13 protein-coding genes are annotated in these 21216 nt (G+C 45.8%); 10 read left to right on the forward strand and 3 right to left on the reverse strand.

From position 1 onward, the window contains the following. Positions 1-197 precede the first annotated feature (197 nt). From ftsY to ABIE50_RS14545, 7 genes are all read left to right on the forward strand, one after another. Positions 198-1160: a signal recognition particle-docking protein FtsY gene (ftsY, locus tag ABIE50_RS14515; protein ID WP_209860350.1), complete on the forward strand. Its 963-nt coding sequence runs from the start codon at positions 198-200 to the stop codon at positions 1158-1160. Positions 1161-1365: 205 nt separating this feature from the next. Next, positions 1366-2247 carry a cupin-like domain-containing protein gene (locus ABIE50_RS14520; protein ID WP_209860349.1) on the forward strand — a complete coding sequence of 294 codons (882 nt, stop codon included), beginning with the start codon at positions 1366-1368 and terminating at the stop codon, positions 2245-2247. 214 nt (positions 2248-2461) lie between these two features. Further along, the gene (gene rimO, locus ABIE50_RS14525) at positions 2462-3775 is read left to right on the forward strand and encodes a 30S ribosomal protein S12 methylthiotransferase RimO (protein ID WP_209860347.1); all 1314 of its coding nucleotides are present in this window, start codon (positions 2462-2464) and stop codon (positions 3773-3775) included. Positions 3776-3902: 127 nt separating this feature from the next. Continuing rightward, positions 3903-5669: a DEAD/DEAH box helicase gene (locus tag ABIE50_RS14530; RefSeq protein ID WP_142685126.1), complete on the forward strand. Its 1767-nt coding sequence runs from the start codon at positions 3903-3905 to the stop codon at positions 5667-5669. Positions 5670-5816: 147 nt separating this feature from the next. Next, positions 5817-7787 carry a 1,4-alpha-glucan branching protein GlgB gene (gene glgB / locus ABIE50_RS14535; RefSeq protein ID WP_209860345.1) on the forward strand — a complete coding sequence of 657 codons (1971 nt, stop codon included), beginning with the start codon at positions 5817-5819 and terminating at the stop codon, positions 7785-7787. A 606-nt stretch (positions 7788-8393) separates the two neighbouring features. Continuing rightward, positions 8394-9302, forward strand: coding sequence for a DUF4382 domain-containing protein (locus ABIE50_RS14540; RefSeq protein ID WP_209860343.1), 909 nt, complete (start codon positions 8394-8396; stop codon positions 9300-9302). A gap of 248 nt (positions 9303-9550) precedes the next feature. Further along, a complete protein-coding gene (locus ABIE50_RS14545) occupies positions 9551-10150 on the forward strand; it encodes a toxin-antitoxin system YwqK family antitoxin (RefSeq protein ID WP_142685129.1) in 600 nt (199 codons plus the stop codon). Between the two features lie 641 nt (positions 10151-10791). Here ABIE50_RS14545 and ABIE50_RS14550 read toward each other — a convergent pair. Both ABIE50_RS14550 and ABIE50_RS14555 read right to left on the reverse strand, forming a co-directional pair. Continuing rightward, a complete protein-coding gene (locus ABIE50_RS14550; RefSeq protein ID WP_209860341.1) occupies positions 10792-13188 on the reverse strand; it encodes a glycoside hydrolase family 31 protein in 2397 nt (798 codons plus the stop codon). Between the two features lie 265 nt (positions 13189-13453). Next, on the reverse strand, positions 13454-14554 hold the full coding sequence (locus ABIE50_RS14555; protein ID WP_209860339.1) for a WD40/YVTN/BNR-like repeat-containing protein: 1101 nt from the start codon (positions 14552-14554) through the stop codon (positions 13454-13456). Positions 14555-14741: 187 nt separating this feature from the next. On the opposite strand from ABIE50_RS14555, the gene ABIE50_RS14560 reads away from it, so the two are divergent. Both ABIE50_RS14560 and ABIE50_RS14565 read left to right on the forward strand, forming a co-directional pair. Next, positions 14742-17804: a sensor histidine kinase gene (locus ABIE50_RS14560; protein WP_209860337.1), complete on the forward strand. Its 3063-nt coding sequence runs from the start codon at positions 14742-14744 to the stop codon at positions 17802-17804. Positions 17805-17851: 47 nt separating this feature from the next. Continuing rightward, a complete protein-coding gene (locus tag ABIE50_RS14565; protein ID WP_079468073.1) occupies positions 17852-18520 on the forward strand; it encodes a response regulator transcription factor in 669 nt (222 codons plus the stop codon). Between the two features lie 298 nt (positions 18521-18818). Here the strand turns inward: ABIE50_RS14565 and ABIE50_RS14570 are convergent, their stop codons facing one another. Beyond that, positions 18819-18968 (reverse strand): hypothetical protein, encoded by a 150-nt coding sequence (locus ABIE50_RS14570; RefSeq protein WP_185937183.1) that lies wholly within the window; start codon positions 18966-18968, stop codon positions 18819-18821. Positions 18969-19306: 338 nt separating this feature from the next. Here ABIE50_RS14570 and ABIE50_RS14575 point away from each other — a divergent pair, with 338 nt between their 5' ends. Further along, a complete protein-coding gene (locus ABIE50_RS14575) occupies positions 19307-21214 on the forward strand; it encodes a DNA topoisomerase IV subunit B (protein ID WP_209860335.1) in 1908 nt (635 codons plus the stop codon). Positions 21215-21216: the final 2 nt, after the last annotated feature.

A 21216-nucleotide genomic window follows, 5' to 3' on the forward strand; every position in this document is an offset into this window, starting at 1 on the left:
ATGGATAATAAGCAAATACCTGCGTTTGTCCCCCTGAATCTTTTTAAATCCAAAGTAATTAATCAGCGAAATCATCATAATCCTGAAAAAGACAAAATCCGCGCAAAAGACGTATTTTAGCACCCTATTGCAAATGCTGTCACAAAAGCAGCCGGATAACTCAAAAAAGAACCGGAACATACCGGGCCCAATTAATTATGAGCTTTTTCAATAAACTATTTTCCAGGGAGAAGAAGGAGAATCTGGATCAGGGATTACAAAAAACAAAAGAGAGCTTCCTGGGTAAAATAGGACGCGCCATTGCAGGAAAATCCACTGTAGATACAGAAGTATTGGATAACCTGGAAGACGCCCTCGTTTCTGCCGATGTTGGCGTAGATACTACGGTAAAGATCATTGACCGGATAGAGCAGCGGGTGGCTAAAGATAAATACCTGGGAACCAGCGAGTTGAACAGGATGTTGCAGGAAGAAATTGCAGCCTTGCTGGTGGATGCGCCCGATAGCGGTTTCCGGGATTTCGATATACCGGAAGGCAAAAAGCCTTATGTGATCATGGTGGTGGGCGTAAACGGGGTGGGTAAAACCACTACTATTGGTAAGCTGGCCTACAACTTCAAGAAGGCAGGCAAATCGGTGATGCTGGGCGCCGCAGACACATTCCGTGCAGCGGCAGTAGATCAGCTCACTATCTGGAGCGAGAGAGTAGGCGTGCCTATTGTAAAGCAGCAGATGGGATCCGATCCCGGTGCAGTAGCTTTTGATACCGTACAGAGCGGCGCTGCAAAAAATGTGGATGTAATCATCATAGACACCGCCGGCCGTTTGCATAACAAGCTTCACCTGATGGATGAACTTGGCAAAATTAAACGGGTAATGAAGAAAGTAATCCCGGACGCACCGCATGAAGTGCTGCTGGTACTGGACGGTTCTACCGGGCAGAATGCGCTGGAACAGGCCAAACAGTTTACAGCTACCACCGAGGTGACAGCCCTGGCCATTACCAAACTGGACGGTACAGCAAAAGGCGGTGTTGTGCTCGCCATCGCCAACCAGTTTAAAATACCAGTAAAATACATTGGTATAGGAGAGAAAATGGAGGACCTGCAGGTGTTTAATAAAGAATCTTTCGTAGATTCATTGTTTAACATAAACTCCTGATTTATTTGTTGTTGTGAAGTTTATTTATCAATCAGAATAAATCTTGTTTAATATTTTACTTTAGGTAAAACCATCGGGCTCCAACAGGGGCCCGGCTCGTTTTTTGATTAACATTAAAGCGCTTCGTTTGTAGTTATAAAATAACACCGCATTTATTAAATTTGAATATTGTTCCCTTTTTGTACCCTTTTAACAATTCGTAAGTATGATAGTACAGCACATAGATCGAGTTGAAGATATTACACCAGCGGAATTCAAGAAAAACTACTACCATCCACGTAAACCTGTAATTATCCCGGCATCAGCACTTAGTCAACACTGGCCGGCCTACAACAAGTGGACATGGGATTATTTCAAATCAATAGTCGGGCACAAGACGGTTGGGGTATATAATAATGAGCGCGCCAACGAGAATACCCTTGTAAACGGAGCGGATGATTACATTACTTTCGGGGCCTACCTCGATATGATACAGCAGGGGCCGGTGGCACTCCGGATATTCCTGTTCAACATTTTTCAGCATGCCCCCCAGCTGGTGGAAGATTTCACTTTCCCGGATGAATTGGCTTCGGGATTCCTGAAAAAGTATCCCATGTTGTTTGTAGGAGGCGCGGGATCCGTAGCGCATATGCACTACGATATAGATCTTTCGCATATTTTCCATACCCAGTTCATTGGCCGTAAAAGAGTGTTGCTGCTGGAAAATAACCAGTCGCCCCTCATTTACCGGATGCCTTTCACCGTAGAAAGCGCAGCCAACTTCGTGAACTGGAACGAGCGGCTGGATCAGGACCAGTTCCCGGCGCTGAAACATGCAAAGGGATACACCACTGTACTGAACCATGGTGATACCATGTTTATGCCGGCCGGCTACTGGCATCATATGGAGTACCTGGATGGCGGTTTTGCGATGAGCCTCCGCGCCCTGGATCCTTCTTTCTTTAACAAGCTCAATGGGCTTTATCACCTGGTGGGCCTGCGGGGAATGAATAACCTTATGATCAAGATGGCGCCTAAATGGTGGTATCATTATAAAAGACAGAAAGCCCGCGAGCGCGCCGAGAAGGCCATGCAGATGTTGGGCTAACCTGGTTCCAACGTTATGCTAAGTAACTAATCGACAGTTACTTAGCATTAATTTCAGATTGTCAAATCTTTTCTTTACCTTTGCACCTTCCTTAACCCCCACTAAGACTCAAGTCACATACAGTAAGTCTGCTGTTACATTCAATCAGTGTCTGTGTGTCTTCGTGGCGGTAGCGGCTCAGCAATAATTGACCGCTTGTTTAAAACATTCGCGCTTGAAGACAAAAACTTTAAAGAAAGACAAGGTTAATATTATTACGCTTGGTTGTTCCAAGAACATGGTGGATTCAGAAGTGCTGAGCGGACAGCTCATGGCTAATGAAATCGATGTAGTGCATGAAAGTGTAAAACGCGACCACAACATTGTTGTAGTGAATACCTGCGGGTTTATTGACAAGGCCAAAGAAGAATCGATTAACACCATCCTGGAGCAGGTAGAGCTGAAGCAACGCGGTAAACTGGATAAGGTTTATGTAACGGGTTGCTTAAGTGAGCGTTACCGGGGCGACCTGGAGTCAGAGATTGCAGGAGTGGATGCCTGGTTTGGAACCATGGAATTGCCCCTGATCCTGAAAAAGTTTGATGCAGATTATAAAGCAGAACTGATTGGAGAAAGATTACTGAGTACTCCCTCTCATTATGCTTACCTGAAAATAGCAGAAGGTTGTAACCGTACCTGTTCTTTTTGTGCCATCCCGCTGATGCGGGGAGGACATGTTTCCAAACCTATTGAGGAACTGGTAACAGAGGCACAGAAGCTGGTGAAATCCGGTGTAAAGGAAATTATGCTCATTGCGCAGGAACTAACCTACTATGGCCTGGACCTGTATAAGCAGCGCCGTTTGGGTGACCTGATGCGGGCGCTGGCCGGAGTGGAAGGACTGCAATGGATCCGTCTTCATTATGCTTACCCTACCAAGTTTCCGATGGAGATCCTGGATGTGATGAACGAGTTCCCGAATATCTGCAAATACATCGATATGCCGCTGCAACATGCTTCCAATGCCATGTTGAAAGCAATGAAACGCCAGATCACCCGCGAAGAAATTGAGCAGCTGGTACACGACATCCGTGCGAAAGTACCTGGTATCTGTTTACGTACCACGCTCATTGCCGGTTTCCCTGGTGAAACGGAAGATGATGTGGAAGAACTGAAAGGATTCCTGGAAAGAATGCGCTTTGATCGCGTAGGGGTATTTACCTACAGCCATGAAGAAGGCACCAGCGCTTATGAGCTGGAAGATAATATCCCTGCAGAGGAAAAGGAGAGAAGGGCGCAGGAAATTATGGAAGTACAGCAGGAAATCTCCCTGGAAAAAAACCAGGAGAAAGTAGGGAAGATCTTTAAAGTAATCGTAGACAAAAAAGAGGCAGGCAGATACCTTGCCCGTACCGAGTTTGATTCGGTGGAAGTAGATAACGAGGTGATCATAGACACCACCAAACGCCTGAAGCCAGGTGATTTTGTGGAAGTACGCATCACCAGGGCGTTTGACTACGACCTCGAAGGAGAACTGGTAGCCGGTTAACGACCGAAGCCACCAACACAGCCGATAGCTAACCGCTGGAAGCTGAAAATAATATTTCTAACAGCTGATAGCTAACTGCTAAAGGCTATATACACAGCTCCCGACGGAGCTTGATTAATGCAAATCAATGACTACATTTGAATCACTGGGCTTACAAGAGCCTATTTTAAAGGGAATTACGGACCTGGGCTTCGTTTCCCCAACTCCCATCCAGGAACAGGCAATACCAGTATTGTTAGGAGGCGACCGCGATTTCGTAGGTCTTGCCCAGACGGGCACCGGTAAAACTGCCGCATTTGGCCTGCCACTGTTGCAGCAACTGGATCTGAAAATAAATAAACCACAGGGCCTGATCTTATGCCCTACCCGTGAACTCTGTTTGCAGATCACCAATGATCTGAAAAACTTCAGCAAATACCTGGGCGATGTGAGCATCGTAGCGGTATATGGCGGTTCCAGCATTGTTCAGCAGCTGCGTGAACTGAAAAGAGGAGTACACATTGTGGTGGCTACTCCCGGCCGTTTACTGGATATCATTGACCGTGGCGCGGTTAACTTTGAAAACGTGCGCTACGCCATACTGGATGAAGCAGATGAAATGCTGAACATGGGATTCCAGGAAGATATCAACAGTATCCTGTCCAACACACCTGAAGGTAAAACCACCTGGTTGTTTTCTGCTACCATGCCACAGGAAGTTCGCCGTATCGCCAAGAAATACATGGAAGATCCGTTTGAACTGACCGTAGGTAACAAAAACAGCGGTAATGTTAATATTGAGCACGAATACTATGTAGTGCGCCCGCGCGATAAATACGCGGCCCTCAAACGTATCGTGGATTTCAACCCTGAAATTTTTGGTATCATCTTTACCCGTACCAAAATTGAATCACAGGAAATCGCCGAATCACTGATCAAGGATGGTTACAATGCGGATGCCCTGCATGGCGACTTAACCCAGCAACAGCGTGATAAGGTAATGAAACGCTTCCGCGAAAGAGCGCTGCAGGTGCTGGTAGCAACCGACGTAGCTGCACGTGGTATTGACGTGGACAACGTAACGCACGTAATCAACTACGACCTGCCGGACGACGTGGAAAACTACACCCACAGAAGCGGCCGTACAGGAAGGGCTGGTAAATCAGGTATCTCTATTGCTGTGATCAGCAGCCGCGATATCGGGAAGATCCGCCAGATTGAACGTGTGATCCAGAAAAAATTTGTGAAAGCTGAAGTACCCGATGGTTTTGCAGTTTGTGAAAAACAACTGTTCGGCCTGGTGCATAAAGTACATAACGTAGTAGTAAATGAAGAGCAGATTGAACCTTACATGGAGCGCATCAACGAAGAGTTTGCATCCATGACCAAGGAAGACCTGATCAAACGTTTTGCTTCCCTCGAATTCAACCAGTTCCTGGAATACTACCAGGATGCGCCGGATCTGAACGCGAAAGACGACAGACGCGGTGCGATCGGGGAAGATAAAGGACCACGCAGAAGCGATGGTAAGTTCACCCGTTTGTTCATCAACCTGGGCTCTGTAGACGATTTCAACCGCGGCGATATGCTTCGTTACCTCTGTGACAATACCGGTTTACGTGGCAATAAAATTGGCCGTATCGATCTGAAAGGCGTTTATTCCTTCTTTGAAGTAGAGAATGATGAACTGGCAAAAGTAACCGAGGCTTTCAAGAAAGTGGAATATAATGGCCGCAGTGTGAGGATTGAAATGTCACAGGATGGCGACAGACGTCCACGTTCCGGTGGTGATTACGGTCCGCGTAAAAGAAGCTGGAGCGCTGAAGGTGGCCGCCCGGGTGGTAGCCGCAGCGGTGGCGACAGACGTGAGTCTTTCGGCAGTGGTGGCAAGCCTCCGTTCCGTAAGAAGTACTAATCCGCGTACCGGAATAGCTATATAATTGAAAAAGGTGTCCATGGGGCACCTTTTTTGTTTTCATGAAAATATCTGTTTCATCCTTGCTGTCATTTTCCCAAAAATTAAACTATCTTGTTAGTCAAGACACCCAATTCACACGTTACTATGACCGGAGATACAAATCGCGCTTTACAGTATGTAGAACCATTCACCCTGTTTTCTTCCAGTGATATTACCCTTTTCCAGGCAGGCTCACATTACCGGCTATACGAAAAGTTCGGGGCGCATGCCACAGAAGTGGAAGGCGCCAGTGGAACATACTTTGCCGTTTGGGCGCCGGATGCCGCATTTGTGGCCGTAATGGGTGATTTTAACGGTTGGGATCATTATAGCCATACCCTTTATCCTCGGTGGGACAGCTCCGGGATCTGGGAAGGCTTTGTGCCCGGGGTGAAACCCGGGGCCCTCTATAAATATTTTATCCGTTCCAACAGCGGCGAAGAGCTGATCAAAGGAGACCCTTACGCCAATCACTGGGAGGTGCGCCCTAAAACCGCGTCCGTAGTATACCCGCTGGATTATGAATGGGATGATAAGAAATGGATGGATAACCGCCGGAACAATAATGCATTGGACCGTCCTTTTGCCGTATACGAGGTGCACCTGGGTTCCTGGCGCCGCCCGGATACTGCTGATCCTGAGCGGGTGTATTCTTACCAGGAAATAGCCGAAATGCTGGTGCCGTATGTGAAGGAAATGGGCTTTACCCATGTGGAGATAATGCCCGTGATGGAACATCCTTTTGATGGTTCCTGGGGCTACCAGATCACCGGGTACTTTGCACCTACTTCCAGGCATGGCACGCCACAGGATTTTATGGAAATGGTGGAGGCGTTCCACCTGGCAGGTATCGGCGTAATACTGGATTGGGTACCTTCCCATTTCCCGTATGATGCGCATGGATTATTCCGGTTCGACGGATCGCATGTATATGAGTATGCGGATATGCGTAAAGGCTATCACCCGGACTGGAACAGCTATATTTTTAACTATGCAAGGAATGAAGTACGGTCGTTTTTGCTGAGCAATGCCATTTTCTGGTTCGACCGCTTTCATGTAGACGGAATACGTGTAGATGCTGTAGCTTCTATGATCCACCTGGATTATTCCAGGGAGAGAGGCGCCTGGGAACCTAACGAAGTGGGAGGCAATGAGAACCTGGAAGCCATCAGCTTCCTGAAGAAACTGAATGAAACGGTGTATGCGCTGTTCCCCGATGTACAAACCATTGCAGAGGATTCCACCTCGCATTACGGGGTATCAAGACCAACCTTTATGGGAGGTTTGGGCTTTGGGATGAAATGGATGATGGGATGGATGAATGATACCATTGATTATTTCAAAAGGGACCCCATTCACCGGAAGTGGTACCAGAACGATCTGACCTTTAGTATGGTATATGCGTTCGGGGAGAACTTCATGTTGCCGCTGAGCCATGATGAAGTGGTTCATGGGAAATCGCCCATGCTGTATAAAATGCCTGGCGACGACTGGCAGAAATTTGCGAATCTCCGTTTATTATACAGCTACATGTACACCCATCCCGGTACAAAGCTGCTGTTTATGGGGGATGAGTTTGGGCAAACGTCTGAATGGAATTACCGTGGGGAGCTCGACTGGCACCTGATGCAGCATGCCACCCACCAGGGATTGAAAACGTTTGTAAAGAAGGTCAATGAATTTTATACAGGTTCCACCGCTTTGTATGAGCAGCAATTCGATCCTGCGGGGTTTGAATGGATCACGGTAAATGATTATGATAACTGTGTGCTGGCTTATACACGGAAGGGAAAGGCAGTAGATGACATCCTGCTGGTAGTGCTTAATATGACTCCCGTAGTGCGTGAGAACTACCTCATAGGTCTTCCTGTGGGAGGGGAGTGGGAAGAAGTATTAAACAGTGATGCACCGGAGTATTATGGCAGCGGCGTGCTGAACACGGGTGTAATCCGGACCACTAAACAGATATATAACGGCAGAGACTATACGATTTCTTTGCGTCTGCCTCCTTTGGGTGCAACGATACTTCGGCTTATCCGCAGGTTGCCGGAGGCGGATTTTGTGTTGGGACACTGATTATGATGATTTTGATGATTTCGCTGTTTTTTTTATAAAAACCAAGGGAGAAAGAAGTGATATATCCACTTCTTTCTCCCTTAATTTTTTAATCTATTAACAAGACATCAATGAAATCCTCAAAATCATCATAATCAGTGTTCCAACACAATTTCCCGGTCGAACGGGGTTAGCCTTCCAGGGGTTTGGATGATCATATAGCGCGGAATTGGTAAGTTCGTTTGACTGAATTTTATAAAAAAAGATTCCGGGGAATAGCAGTAAATATTTTCGCTGTTATCTCCCGGAATTTTTTATTACGATGGTAGCTATGTATTGAATACTTTATAATTTTTAAAGATTTTATTTTGTTTCATCTTTATAAAAGACAAAGAATAAGTTCTTTATAAAATCTCAAAGAAAGCCTCCTGCTAATCAGCATAATCATCTTAATCCCAGGTTAGAAAAATCCGCACAGGGTTAAACTTTTCCTTATTTCCGCCGTCTATTAGCTGTCTGATCCCTTTGGCAATAACCGGTGATGGTGGTACGTTTTATGTGGTATCGGTATTTCAACCAGATCAATTTGTCCATATTTTTATTTAGTTACATAAAACCGTTCTTTTTATGAAAAACTACCTCCGCAAACCGGGGCCTGGTTTAGTGATGGCGATGTTGGCTGCTGTTACATTGGTGGTATCCTGCAAGAAGGATAATTCCACATCTACCACGCCTGTTCCGGACAATAAGCAAAAAGTAAGTCTTTATTTATCAGATGATCCGGGGTACTTCGATAAGGTATTACTGGATATCCGCAGTGTGGAAGTACTGGTGGATACCTGCGGTAAAACGGATGATGATAACTGGCCCGACAGGGACCGTTGCTGGTGGGATGAAGACCGCCACGACCGGAACAGTGGCCCGGATAGCTGCCAGTTGTGGGATTCACTGGATATTAACCCGGGTGTTTATGACCTGCTGACTTTAAGGAACGGCGCCGACACACTGCTGGCCGGCGGCATAGTGGCGAAAGGAACCATGGAACGTATCCGTATCACTATCGGCGACCAGAACTCACTGGTTAAAGATGGCGTTACCTATCCTGTAAAATCGATCGCGGGACAATCCAAGATCATTGTAAGAGTGCGTCATAACGAATGGGATGAGCTGAGTGCAGACAACCTGCAGCTGTGGCTTGATTTTGATGTACAGCGCTCCATCATCAGAACCTGGAATGGAAAATTCATCCTCAAACCCTACATTAACGTATTCACCATTCTCAAAATGGGCAGCATTTCCGGCAAGGTAACCCCATGGGATGCCTACCCCGTGATTTCTATCTATAACAGCAGTAGCGATACTTTATACGCACTGCCGTGGAGAAGCGGGGAATACAAGGTGCGTGGCCTGAAAGCAGGCAACGACTGGAACGTTTTTGTGAATGCTTCCAACGGTTACCAGGACACCACCGTTACCGGTGTGAAAGTAGAGCGGGGCAAGGATACGCGGATCGGCAATATACAGCTGCATAAATAAGGCGTCGCCAATGCGGATTTTGTCTGACTCAGGATTATAATGATTAGTTTGATTTTACTATTTATTTTTTGAGTGATTAAGGGAGATAAAGCGGTAAAAAATCCGTTTCTGTCTCCCTTATCCTTTTTAAAAATATTCAAAAGTATAAAATCAAACTAATCATTATAATCATCATAATCCTGAGTCAGACAAAATCCGCGTAGGTAACTATACGCTTTAAATATTTAACTTGTGGCAAAGTGCTATCGATGAAAAGAGTATTGTTTTTATGTTTATCGCTGTTACTGTTTTGGAGTAACGGAATGGCCCAGGCGAAAGTGAACCAGCGCGATGCGCAAAACCGTAAGCAGGGCCGTTGGATAGAAGAAGTGGGAGAGCTACGGGGGGAGCCGGGGTATACCTGGGAGGGCGTTTATAAGAATGGCCGTAAGGAGGGTGTATGGAAAAAGACTTCTGCCATTGGCAATTTGCTGGCGGAAGAAACCTATAAGAACAATGTGCTGGACGGGTATTGCAAATATTATTTCCCCAATGGGAAACTCAGTGAGGAAGGAGCTTTCCTGGCTACAGAAATTGAAGGACAGCGGGATACCATCATGATCATTGACCCGGTCACCAACGCTGAAACCCCTACGGAGATTGTAAGACAGGGGAATTCCGTTCGCAACGGGGTATGGAAATTATATGATGAGGAAACAGGGAAGATGGTAAAGGAATATTACAAAAGAGGTGAAACCGTGAGCGCAGATGAGTTGGGCGACAGCACGGAAACAGCCACCCCGGCGGTAAAGAAGGCGCCATTGCAGCTGCCGCATGAAAATGCCGGCAAGCATAAAAAGAAGAGCTGATTAAAATGAATAGGAAGCAGGCTAAAATGAACAAAAAGATTTTATCTGTTTTAGCTTTTTTTATGTAATTTCATTGAAGGATGTGATTTATAGAACCCGTAAATCACCAATAATCTTTTATTGCAAAATCCTTTTAACTTGTTTGTATGAAAAGCCTAAGTATCAACCACGCAGAAAATCCTCAGGAACTACACGGAATAGAATATACGACCGATAAGATGGAAATCCTTTTCAGAGCTGTTTTTATCTTCCTGGTATTTTGTGCATTGACATCTATTTTCTTTCTGTCTATTTTTTATTGAGCATAAACAATAATCATCAACATTAAAAAGGCTCAGGGATGAGTGTTCATCTTTGAGCCTTTATGTTTTTGTTTATTTGCTAAATTGATTTTCTATGATATAACCCTTACTCATAAAGGATCTACAGGCTTTATACCGTTGTAATTGCTTTATAGACCCTTAATTCAATGTTAAGAAGTTATTCATTTTGTTCATTCTGTATTTACGGCAGTTGAACATTTTGTACAATGATATTTAGCATCTATTTTTATATTTCTAAAGTTGGCATAGGTTATGAAACCGGCGCGAGATCTCTATCTGAAGTGCCTTTTTTCTTTTTACCACTTTAGTTGTTTATAGCTACTTCATTGATATTTCTTCAAAGTTTCTTGGTACCACGAAAGACACCGTATTATCTGCCGGCAGGTTTCCGGGCAGCAGGGCAACGGCTTGTCCGTCTACCAGCAGGGTAGTAGGTTTGAACGGCAGGCCATGTATAATGATCCTATGATTTTTATAGGAGGTTTCGTAATTGATATAGAATTGTTTTTTGAGATAAAACTGTTGTGCAGTAGAACGTTGCTTGAAGCGGATCACATTATACTGGCCGTTCTTATAACCGTAGTGATCGCCGGCGTCTTCATACAATACGCTTTTTACCTCTTCTTCCCCAAAGTAAACATGCAGCAGCATTTCAGTAACCGGGGTTTGCTGGGTGTACTGCATTTCCGGGTATTCCGGTAACACGGCGCCCGCTTTTACAAACAGCGGCATTTCATCCAGGGGTGTTTTTACTTTTACTTCTTTGGCGCCGGCGTATTTCTGGTCGTTCCAGAAATAGTACCAGTTACCGGCAGGGAGGTATACACCTTTTTCCTGCATTCCTTTTTCGCTTACATGACTGATGAGCAGCGAATCGCCGAACATAAATTCATGTGAGCAGTTGTGCGTGGCCGGATCCGTTTGCGCAACAAAAGCCAGCGGGCGCAGCATAGGCGTGCCCTGAGAGGCATACTGCCAGAAGGTGGTATACAGGTAAGGGAGCAGCTTATATCTTAACGTAATAAATTTAGTCACTACCTTTTCATACTCTGCCCCAAAGCTCCAGGGCTCCTGGTTAAAACCTGTTTCATTGCTGGCGGAGTGGGTACGCATGAGCGGGTGGAAAACCGCCAGCTGTATCCAGCGGGTATACAGTTCGCCATCGGGCTCACCGATGAAACCGCCTATATCGCTACCGGTGAACGATATCCCCGAAACGGACAAACGCTGGCACTGTACGCTGGCCAGCCAGAGATGCTCCCAGCTGGAAACATTGTCGCCGGTCCATACGGAAGACCAGCGCTGGGCGCCCGCATAGCAGGAGCGGGTAATGAGGAAGGAGCGGTTGGGCATCAGGTATTTCTTCATACCGGCTGCAGTGGCCTTGCTCATAAGATGGCCGTATACGTTGTGTGCTTTACGGTGACTAACCTCTTCGCCATCGTAATCGTGGCGCACATCTTCGGGGAAGGAGCCCATTTCAAACACGGCAGGTTCATTCATATCGTTCCAGACGCCGCGCACGCCAATTTCGGCCAGGCTTTTGAAAAGGCTGCTCCACCACTCCCGTACTTCGGGGTTGGTATAGTCGGGGAACACGCATTTACCGGGCCATACATCTCCTTCCATGAGCGCGCCATCGGCGCGTTTACAGAAGTAATTGTTTTTGATGCCTTCCTGGTATACGGCATAGTCGGTATCCACCTTAATGCCTGGATCAATGATCACTACTACCTTGAATCCTTCTGCGGCCAGGTCTTTGATCAGTCCTGCCGGATCGGGGAACCATTCCTTATTCCAGGTAAAGCAGCGGAAGCCATCCATATAATCGATGTCCAGGTAAATAACATCGCAGGGGATCTTCCGTTTCCGGAATTCTTTTGCGATCTCTTTCACGCGGGTGTCGGGGTAGTAGCTCCAGCGGCATTGATGGTAGCCCAAGGCCCACAGGGGAGGCAGTTCCGGCGTACCGGTAATTTTTGTATACGATTCAGCCACTTCCAGGAGGTCGGGGCCGTAAATAAAGTAATAGTTCATTTCTCCGCCCCGGGCCCAGAAACTGCATGCATCTTCCCTTTCCTTACCAAAATCGAAAATGGTACGGAAGGTATTATCAAAGAAAATACCATAGCCTATGCCATGATGCAGGCCGTAATAAAAAGGGATGTTCCGGTACAGCGGGTCTGTATCTTTCTGGTAACCATAGGCATCAGTTCCGTAGTTCTCCAGCCGTTTGCCGCGGAGGTTCAGTTCAGTAGGCTTATCGCCCAGGCCGTAAAAGCATTCCCCTTCCTGTACTAACTTGCTGCAATACTGGATCTTACCGCCTTTGAGGAGGTAATGCTGCCAGTGATAACCCATTTCGTCCTGGTTAATCACTCTGCCTTCTTTGTCTGAAATGGTGATGCGGAGGTTATCGCGGGCAATAAATACTTTCAGTTCATCTGTATATATCTCGAAAGTTTCTTCCCATTCCTTAATTCCGAATGCGATGGGCGATTCTTCCAGCGTATCACTGGTGGCATAGGAAAAGTCCCTTTGAAAAGTGCCTTCAGCAGCATATCTGAAGCGGATGATCTTATCAGCGATCACCCTTATTTCGAGAATCGTTTCTGTAGTATAAAAACAAAAATAATTTCCTTCTTTTTTCCAATCCCTGATCCCATCAGGATAATGTTTGGCGCCGTATTTACTTGACGAGGTTTCAACTTGCATAATCTCTTTTTCTGGATACGCGGTAATCCGTTACCGAGGTCTTAAATTACATAAAAAAATCAGAGTAGTGATGGTCCTTTTGCGTTAGATGCTCCTTTTCCGGCGTTTACCCTGTAAATCGGCAGCTTTGCAAAAAATCCCGGCAAGTAAATGAATTACTTATTAACTTCATATCAATAAATTTACTTTTTGCTTTAACCTATTTTAGTGGTGCACCTTTCCAGGAGCACCTTTTTATTGATGTTAGCCTGTAATACTGTTTGGATCAATGGTTTACCAGTTCCCCGATCTCTTTCCGGGCCATATATACCTTTGTACCCTTCCTGGCTTTTGCCGCCACATTGAATCCTTTCCCGATCGTTTCCCAGTGATGCCCGCCGTCTGTTGAAATATCCGTGCCGGATGTACCGGTAGCGATGAGCAGCTGAGGGCCGATCCAGGCTACACAGGAGCGGTATCCGCCCGGCGGAGTGGCGGGTGCTTCCCAGCTGCGGCCTCCATCGGAAGTGAGCATACAGTTGCCTTTACGCAAGGTATCCTGCTTATAGTCGCCCCCCACGGCAATACCATTGGCCGCATCCCGGAACGCAATGGAAAATACGCCGGTAGTACTGCCCCCCTGCACCAAAGGGATCGTATATGCCTCCCCGTTACCGCTGCTTTTAAAGAGCCGTGCTACCTGGCCACCGGTCGCAAAGTAAACGTTATTTTCCGGAAGTAATACCATACTGGTGCCACTGGCGGCAAAGATGGCTTCCCCTTCTGCTGCGCGGGGCAAAGTGGCAACAGGATCGGCTTTCCAGCTATGCCCGCCATTATGTGTCCGGATGACAGTAAATCTTCCATCTATCGGATCGCCGATGGCGATGCCTTCCTGTTCATTAAAGAACTGCATGGCATCAAAGAAAATGCCTGGCCTGTTATCATAGAACACCTGTTTCCAGGAATTGCCTCCATCTTCGGTTAAAAAAATCAACGCCGGTGCGCCGGCATTTAATACAATGGCTTTACGATCGTTAAAGGCATACAACGAACGCCAGTCGCAGCTGTCGCAGCCGCTTACCGTGGCCCATTTCCAGTGCCTGCCCCCGTCTGTGCTGCTGCCTACCTGGCCGCCGGTACCGGAAGCCCATACAATATCATCGGTTACTACGCTGAGCCCCCTGATACTTTGAACCGGAGTTGCCGTAAGGATGTTTATATGATAACCGGCAGCATCCTGTTGGGCGGCGGCCGGTGTGAAGGCAGATAATAGTGCAAAGCATCCGGGCAGGAGCGGGCGCAGCAGGAATGAGGCACAACGTGCAAAGCAGCGTTGACGGATGTTTGAGCCTGGCCGGCCGGATGTTGCGTTGACTGTATTCATAAAGCATTTCATTTATTCCCAATCTGTTACCGGGAAGAAAATTACAAAATTGCTACAAAGTGTGACACAGATTTATATATTTGCAGATTACCTGACCTGCTTACACAATAACAATATTCCAGTGCATCGACCGTATCGCTTAAAAATGTTTATCCTATGCTGCTGTATTTGGGGACTATTCCCCGGAATGCTCCATGCACAGGACAAGCCATACATTTTTGACAGTTACAGCGTTAATGAGGGCCTTTCTCAAAGCACTGTATTTGATATTACCCGCGATGACCAGGGATTTATGTGGATTGCCACCCGCGATGGGATCAACCGCTTCGATGGTTATACCTTTAACGAATACCGCTATAAACCAAGCTCGCTCTATAAGGCCGGCGAAGGGAAAGGGGAGCTGGTAGCCCGTGGCGCTACAGGCAACCGTGCGGTGATCAATCGTTTTGATCTGAAGGGATACAAAGGTTTTTCTTTTTATAAGGACAGCCGCTCTCAACTGCTGCTGGCCCATAACAACGGTATTAGCGTATACGATAAATACAAGAACAACTTCAGCAGGCTGTTTGAAGATACCACCGCTGTAAACGCCGCAGAGCGCGATGCCAATGTGAAATTTGTGATCCTGGGAGAAGACACGGCCACCAATACGCTGTGGGTATGGCGCCCGATGAAAGGCATTTATGTACTGGACAATACCACTTATGTTACCCGCCGTATTATCCTGTACCCGCCCCAGTTCGTGCAAAGAGGCATATTACCTTCCGCGGTGATGAAAGACGGGAACACTATCTGGATGAACGGGGACCAGGGGGAGCTCTTTTCCCTGAATATTAAAAACCTTCGCATCTCCACCTATTGTTTACCGGGAGTTGGCAGCAAACCTTTGTTGCGTAACCTGAATAAAGATTCGATGCTCATTATCAGCGCAGGGCATATTACGTTGTTTAATAAACAACGCAATAAATTCAGCGACCTGGTTTTTGATATGAAGAACGAGAAAGGGGAGCCGTTCATCCCGGCAGTGTCTGAACTGGACCAGTACGGCAATGTATGGATCGGCGGAAGCGATGGCGTGCTGATTTACAGTATTGCCCATAATGAAATTATGCGGCATATTGTGAGCTTCAATACATTTGAAACGCGCTCATTCAACGATGTATCCTGGCTTTACCGCGATGTGGCCGATAATATGTGGGTAGGCACAGATGGTGACGGATTAAAAAAATATTCCCCTCATAAAAAAGTATTCAATCTTTACCGTTCTCCTTATATCACCCATAACATGGTGCAGGCCGTATACAAGCATGATGATGGTAAACTGTATGTGGGATTGATGCGTGATGGAATGAATATTTATGAAGATGGGGGAAAATTCCTGGAGCGTATTTCAAATGAATTATATCCCGGGAAGTTTCCCGGAAATGACCTGGGAGCTATTTGCCGGGAGAACGGAGATCAGCTGTGGCTGCACTTTGCAGGCATGCACATCGGGTTGTTCAATGTACAAACCAAATCCTTTACTGACCTGACCGGGAAAGTAACCGCATTGGGCTTACCTACACAGCAGGCTCCATTTCCTTTCCTGTTCAAGCGTACTAACGGACAGCTATATTTTAACTATGGAGGTTACCTGCTGATGTTTGACGAAACCGAGAAAGGACATGAGGCCGCAGTGGTACATCATTTCAAGGATGAGATATTATCTGCTTTCTACGAAGACTATATGGGTAACCAGTACGTGGGTACGAAATCGGCGCTGTATGTAAAGCGGGTGGCCGACTCGCGCTGGAGAAGCGTATTCATTCCTTCCGGTACCACCGTTAAATCCATCAATAAAAATGCGCACAAGGAGTTGCTGGTAGCTACCAACAAAGGATTATTCATCCTTGATGATGCGGGCCGTATTAAAAAGCATTACAACAGTTACGATAATCCCAAGCTGATCAACGATTACATGTATGGTGTGCTGCTGGATGACAAAGACCGGATCTGGGTGAGCCACAACAAGGGCCTGTCGCAGATCAACCCGTTAACAGACGAGATCACTACTTATAACAACGAGGATGGGTTGCAGTCGAACGAGTTTAATACAGGCGCATTTTACAAATCCATCGACGGCGAATTATTTTTTGGCGGTATCCGTGGCGTAAACGGTTTTTATCCAAAAAATTTCCGGGACAATCTGTCTAATGCAAAAGTGATCATCCGCCGTATGGAGGTACTGGACAAACCGTATGAGTCCGACACTGCGATTTCCTTGCTCACGAAAATTGAATTGCCGTATAACCAGAATACGATTGCTATAGAATTTGTACCGCTGGAGTATACCAACCCGTTGAAGAACAAGGTGCAGTACAAGCTGGAAGGCGCGGATGAAGACTGGGTACAGGCCGGCACTTTCCGGATGGCGCGTTATACGAACCTGCACCCGGGCAGTTATGTTTTTAAGTTAAGAGGATCTAATAATGATGATATCTGGAGCACGGTGCCTACCACACTGGAGATAGTAATTAAAATTCCTTTCTGGCAATCGCTGTGGTTCCGGTTTTTGTTATTGCTGTTGCTACTGGGAATTGCCTATTATTTTTCCACCTTGTACCTTGATTATAAGATAAGGCATGAGAAGCTGAAGCTGGAGAAAGAGCAGGCGGTAGACCAGGAGCGGGCGCGTATTTCCAGCGATATGCATGACGACCTGGGCTCAGGGCTATCCACCATCCGCCTGCTGAGCGAAGTGGCAAAAAGAAAGATCCAGGACCCTTCGCAGACGAGGGAAGTGGAGCGTATTTCAGAAACGGCCGGAGAGATGGTAGACAAAATGAGTGAGATCATCTGGGCAATGAGCTCCTCCAACGATTCACTGGCTAACCTCATTGCTTATATGAGAAGCTTTGCAGCCGAGTTCCTGGAGCATGCACACATCACGCACCAGTTCTATATTCCCGAAGTGATCCCGAACATCAAGCTGAGCGGGGGAACGCGAAGGAATATTTATTTAGCGGTGAAAGAATCGTTGCATAACGTAGTGAAGCATGCAAAAGCAACAGAAGTAATTGTGGAAGTGAAGGTGCATAAAAATATGACGATAATGATCAAGGACAATGGCAAAGGATTTGACCAGGAGAAGGTTAGATTATTTGGCAACGGCCTGAAGAATATCCAGAAGAGAATGATGTCTGTAGGCGGAAACGCTGATATCAGCTCAAACAACGGCACAATAGTTTTTCTCGATATCCCACTAAATTAACATACATTTGTTTTTAATAACATTTAAGTGTTATAATTTCCTTTAAAATGACTGTATATTCAAAGAAGAAGTCCCAGGATAATATGGATACTATCACCATTGCGATAGTGGAAGATAATCATGATATCCGCACGGCTATGGAATTGCTGATTAATGGTTCTGACGGTTATGCCTGTGTAGGGACATTCAACAATGCGGAAACTGCCGTGGAACAGATCCCCCAGCTGATGCCGAATGTAGTGTTGATGGATTTCAACCTGCCGGGTGGAATGAATGGTATTGAATGCATTGCACAGTTGAAGCGTGAGCATCCCGACATGCAGTTTATGATGCTGACAGTGTATGAAGATGATGACAAAATCTTTATGGCGCTGGAAGCAGGGGCAAGTGGTTATATTCTTAAGAAAACATCGCCAGGAGAATTACTGGAAGCCATCCGTGACTTATACGACGGCGGTTCCCCGATGAGCTCGCAGATAGCGAGGAGAGTGGTTGCATTTTTCCAGAAACAGGCGAAACCCAATCCTGCATTGGAGGCGCTGACTACGCGGGAAAAAGAGATCCTTGACCAGTTGTCCAAAGGATATCTGTATAAAGAAATTGCCAGCAACTTATTTATCAGCATTGAAACAGTAAGACGGCATGTGCATAACATTTATGAAAAATTACACGTGCGCAGCCGCACGGATGCCGTCAATAAATACTACAACAGGTAATTGATAATCAGGGATCTTACCGTTTCATACAACTATGAAGCAATAAGGTCCCTGATTATTTTTTTTAGCGTTGTCCTGTTTTCGGTTTGAACAACAGGTGCACAGTCAATACCACAGCAGCAATCAACAGACAGGCAAGTTTAAATACGAGACCAGTTTTCATAGGATAGGGATTATACGGTTAATAGATAATATGGTTAAGTTCCGAACATAACACTCCCTGATGGCTATTGCCAGGCTGATGTGACCAGTGATAGAATATTGTATAAAAGCCGTTTGCAGAAAAGAGATGATGTGATCATCGCATCATCTGCCACGAATCAAATTTCCGGATGAGGCGAAGGAATTTATTTCCAATGCTGTTATCCTGTTCTTTTTTAATAAAGTAGGTAGCTGCAATAGCGGCCAGAAAAACTGCAGTAAGCAGGAGTAGAAATAGTATTTTCATAAGGACATAGGTTAGGATATCTTAAAATAGTTGACTTATGTAAATATAAAGAAATTTTTGATATAAGGATTCAATCACATTATATTTTTTTATACCATTTTCATGTGATACTTCCCGAAAATCCCCAAAACTGTTCATTATCTCCCGGAAATATAAAATTTAACAGTCTTAATACATTGGTAACAAATAAAATAAGCATAGTGTATAACTTATACTTGGGATGATTCCCTGAATCCTTTATTTTTGCCAGCAATCCGATTTTGCTAAAAGATTTAGTATCCTTGCAAAACATTGGATGACCTTGTGAAACAATAGTATTTAGGAAATTATAATATATTATGGCAAATACGGACAAAACGGATAACAAAGATCTATTTGCTTCCTATACGGAAGACTCCATACGGTCGCTGGACTGGCGGGAGCATATCCGCCTGCGGCCTGGTATGTATATCGGTAAACTGGGAGATGGTTCCAGCATGGATGATGGTATTTACATCCTGCTTAAGGAAGTAACGGATAACTGTATTGACGAGCATACCATGGGTTTTGGTAAGCAGGTCGATATCAAGGTAACGGAACACCATGTTACAGTGCGCGATTTTGGCCGTGGTATTCCTTTGGGAAAAGTGGTGGACGTAGTGAGTAAGATCAATACCGGTGCTAAATACGACAGCAAGGCCTTTCAGAAATCGGTAGGTTTGAACGGGGTGGGTACCAAAGCAGTGAATGCTTTGTCCAGCTACTTCAAGGTAACATCTGTCCGCGACGGACGTATGAAGGCCGCCGAATTTGAGAGAGGAGTGCTTGTAAAGGAATATAAAGAAACTGCTACCACTGAACCTAACGGTACACAGGTTACATTTACGCCGGATGATACGGTATTTAAAAATTATCGTTTTATACCGGAATTCCTGGAGAACCAGATCTGGAACTATTGCTTCCTGAATGCGGGGCTTACCGTTAATTTCAACGGCAAGAAATACATTTCAAAGAATGGTTTGCTTGACCTGCTGCAGCGTAAAACGAACGAAGAGGATCTTCGTTATCCCATCATTCACCTGAAGGGAGAAGATATTGAAGTGGCTATTACCCATGAAAGCCAGTATGGGGAGGAGTATTATTCCTTTGTAAACGGGCAGCATACCACCCAGGGCGGTACGCACCTGGCGGCTTTCCGTGAAGCGTTTGTGAAAACGGTGCGCGACTTTTATAAGAAAGATTATGATGCTACTGATATCAGGGCCTCTATTTGTGCGGCCATATCCATCAGGGTACAGGAGCCGGTGTTTGAATCGCAAACCAAAACCAAGCTTGGCTCACAGGTAGTGTATGAAGGCGGACCGTCTGTAAAGGCGTTTGTACTGGAATTCCTTTCCAAACACCTGGACGATTACCTGCACCGCAACCCGGCCATTGCCGATGCGCTGAAGAAACGTATTGAGCAGAGTGAGCGTGAACGTAAAGAACTGGCCGGCATTAAGAAACTGGCCAATGAAAGAGCGAAGAAAGCCAATCTTCATAACAAGAAGCTGCGCGATTGCCGCCTGCACCTGAACGATGAGCTTACCGGTAAAGATAAAGCAGAACAGGAAGCCCGGCGACTGGATTCCACTATCTTTATTACAGAGGGTGATTCCGCCAGTGGTTCCATTACCAAGTCCCGCAATGTGGAAACACAGGCCGTGTTCAGCTTGCGTGGTAAACCACTGAACAGTTTTGGTCTTACTAAAAAAGTGGTATACGAAAATGAGGAGTTCAACCTGTTACAGCATGCGTTGAATATTGAAGACGGACTGGAAGGGCTGCGCTACAATAACATTGTAGTGGCTACCGATGCTGATGTGGATGGTATGCACATCCGTTTGCTGCTGCTTACTTTCTTCCTGCAATTCTTTCCTGACCTGGTAAAGAACGGTCACGTTTATATTCTTGAAACGCCGTTGTTCCGCGTACGCAACAAGCAGCAAACTATTTACTGCTATAATGAAGACGAGAAACAGAAGGCTGTAAAGAAGCTGGGCAGTAAACCGGAGATCACCCGCTTTAAAGGGTTGGGTGAAATTTCGCCGGAGGAGTTTGGCCGTTTTATCGGGGAAGACATCCGTATTGAGCCCATCATTTTATCAAAAGATATTCATATCCAGAAATTGCTGGAATACTATATGGGTAAGAATACCCAGACCCGCCAGGAGTTTATCATCAACAACCTGCGGTATGAAAAGGATTTAGTTGAAGAAACAGTATAGAA

Origin of the sequence: Chitinophaga sp. OAE865 (genome assembly GCF_040546735.1) — a bacterium.
GTDB classification, from domain to species: domain Bacteria; phylum Bacteroidota; class Bacteroidia; order Chitinophagales; family Chitinophagaceae; genus Chitinophaga; species Chitinophaga polysaccharea_A.

Bases quoted from the DNA above. Each gene is read 5' to 3' on its own strand.
- ftsY (WP_209860350.1), top strand. From the start codon at position 198: ATGAGCTTTTTCAATAAACTATTTTCCAGGGAGAAGAAGGAGAATCTG.
- ABIE50_RS14520 (WP_209860349.1), top strand. From the start codon at position 1,366: ATGATAGTACAGCACATAGATCGAGTTGAAGATATTACACCAGCGGAA.
- ABIE50_RS14530 (WP_142685126.1), top strand. From the start codon at position 3,903: ATGACTACATTTGAATCACTGGGCTTACAAGAGCCTATTTTAAAGGGA.
- glgB (WP_209860345.1), top strand. From the start codon at position 5,817: ATGACCGGAGATACAAATCGCGCTTTACAGTATGTAGAACCATTCACC.
- ABIE50_RS14540 (WP_209860343.1), top strand. From the start codon at position 8,394: ATGAAAAACTACCTCCGCAAACCGGGGCCTGGTTTAGTGATGGCGATG.
- ABIE50_RS14545 (WP_142685129.1), top strand. From the start codon at position 9,551: ATGAAAAGAGTATTGTTTTTATGTTTATCGCTGTTACTGTTTTGGAGT.
- ABIE50_RS14550 (WP_209860341.1), bottom strand. From the start codon at position 13,188: ATGCAAGTTGAAACCTCGTCAAGTAAATACGGCGCCAAACATTATCCT.
- ABIE50_RS14555 (WP_209860339.1), bottom strand. From the start codon at position 14,554: ATGAATACAGTCAACGCAACATCCGGCCGGCCAGGCTCAAACATCCGT.
- ABIE50_RS14560 (WP_209860337.1), top strand. From the start codon at position 14,742: ATGCTCCATGCACAGGACAAGCCATACATTTTTGACAGTTACAGCGTT.
- ABIE50_RS14565 (WP_079468073.1), top strand. From the start codon at position 17,852: ATGACTGTATATTCAAAGAAGAAGTCCCAGGATAATATGGATACTATC.
- ABIE50_RS14570 (WP_185937183.1), bottom strand. From the start codon at position 18,968: ATGAAAATACTATTTCTACTCCTGCTTACTGCAGTTTTTCTGGCCGCT.
- ABIE50_RS14575 (WP_209860335.1), top strand. From the start codon at position 19,307: ATGGCAAATACGGACAAAACGGATAACAAAGATCTATTTGCTTCCTAT.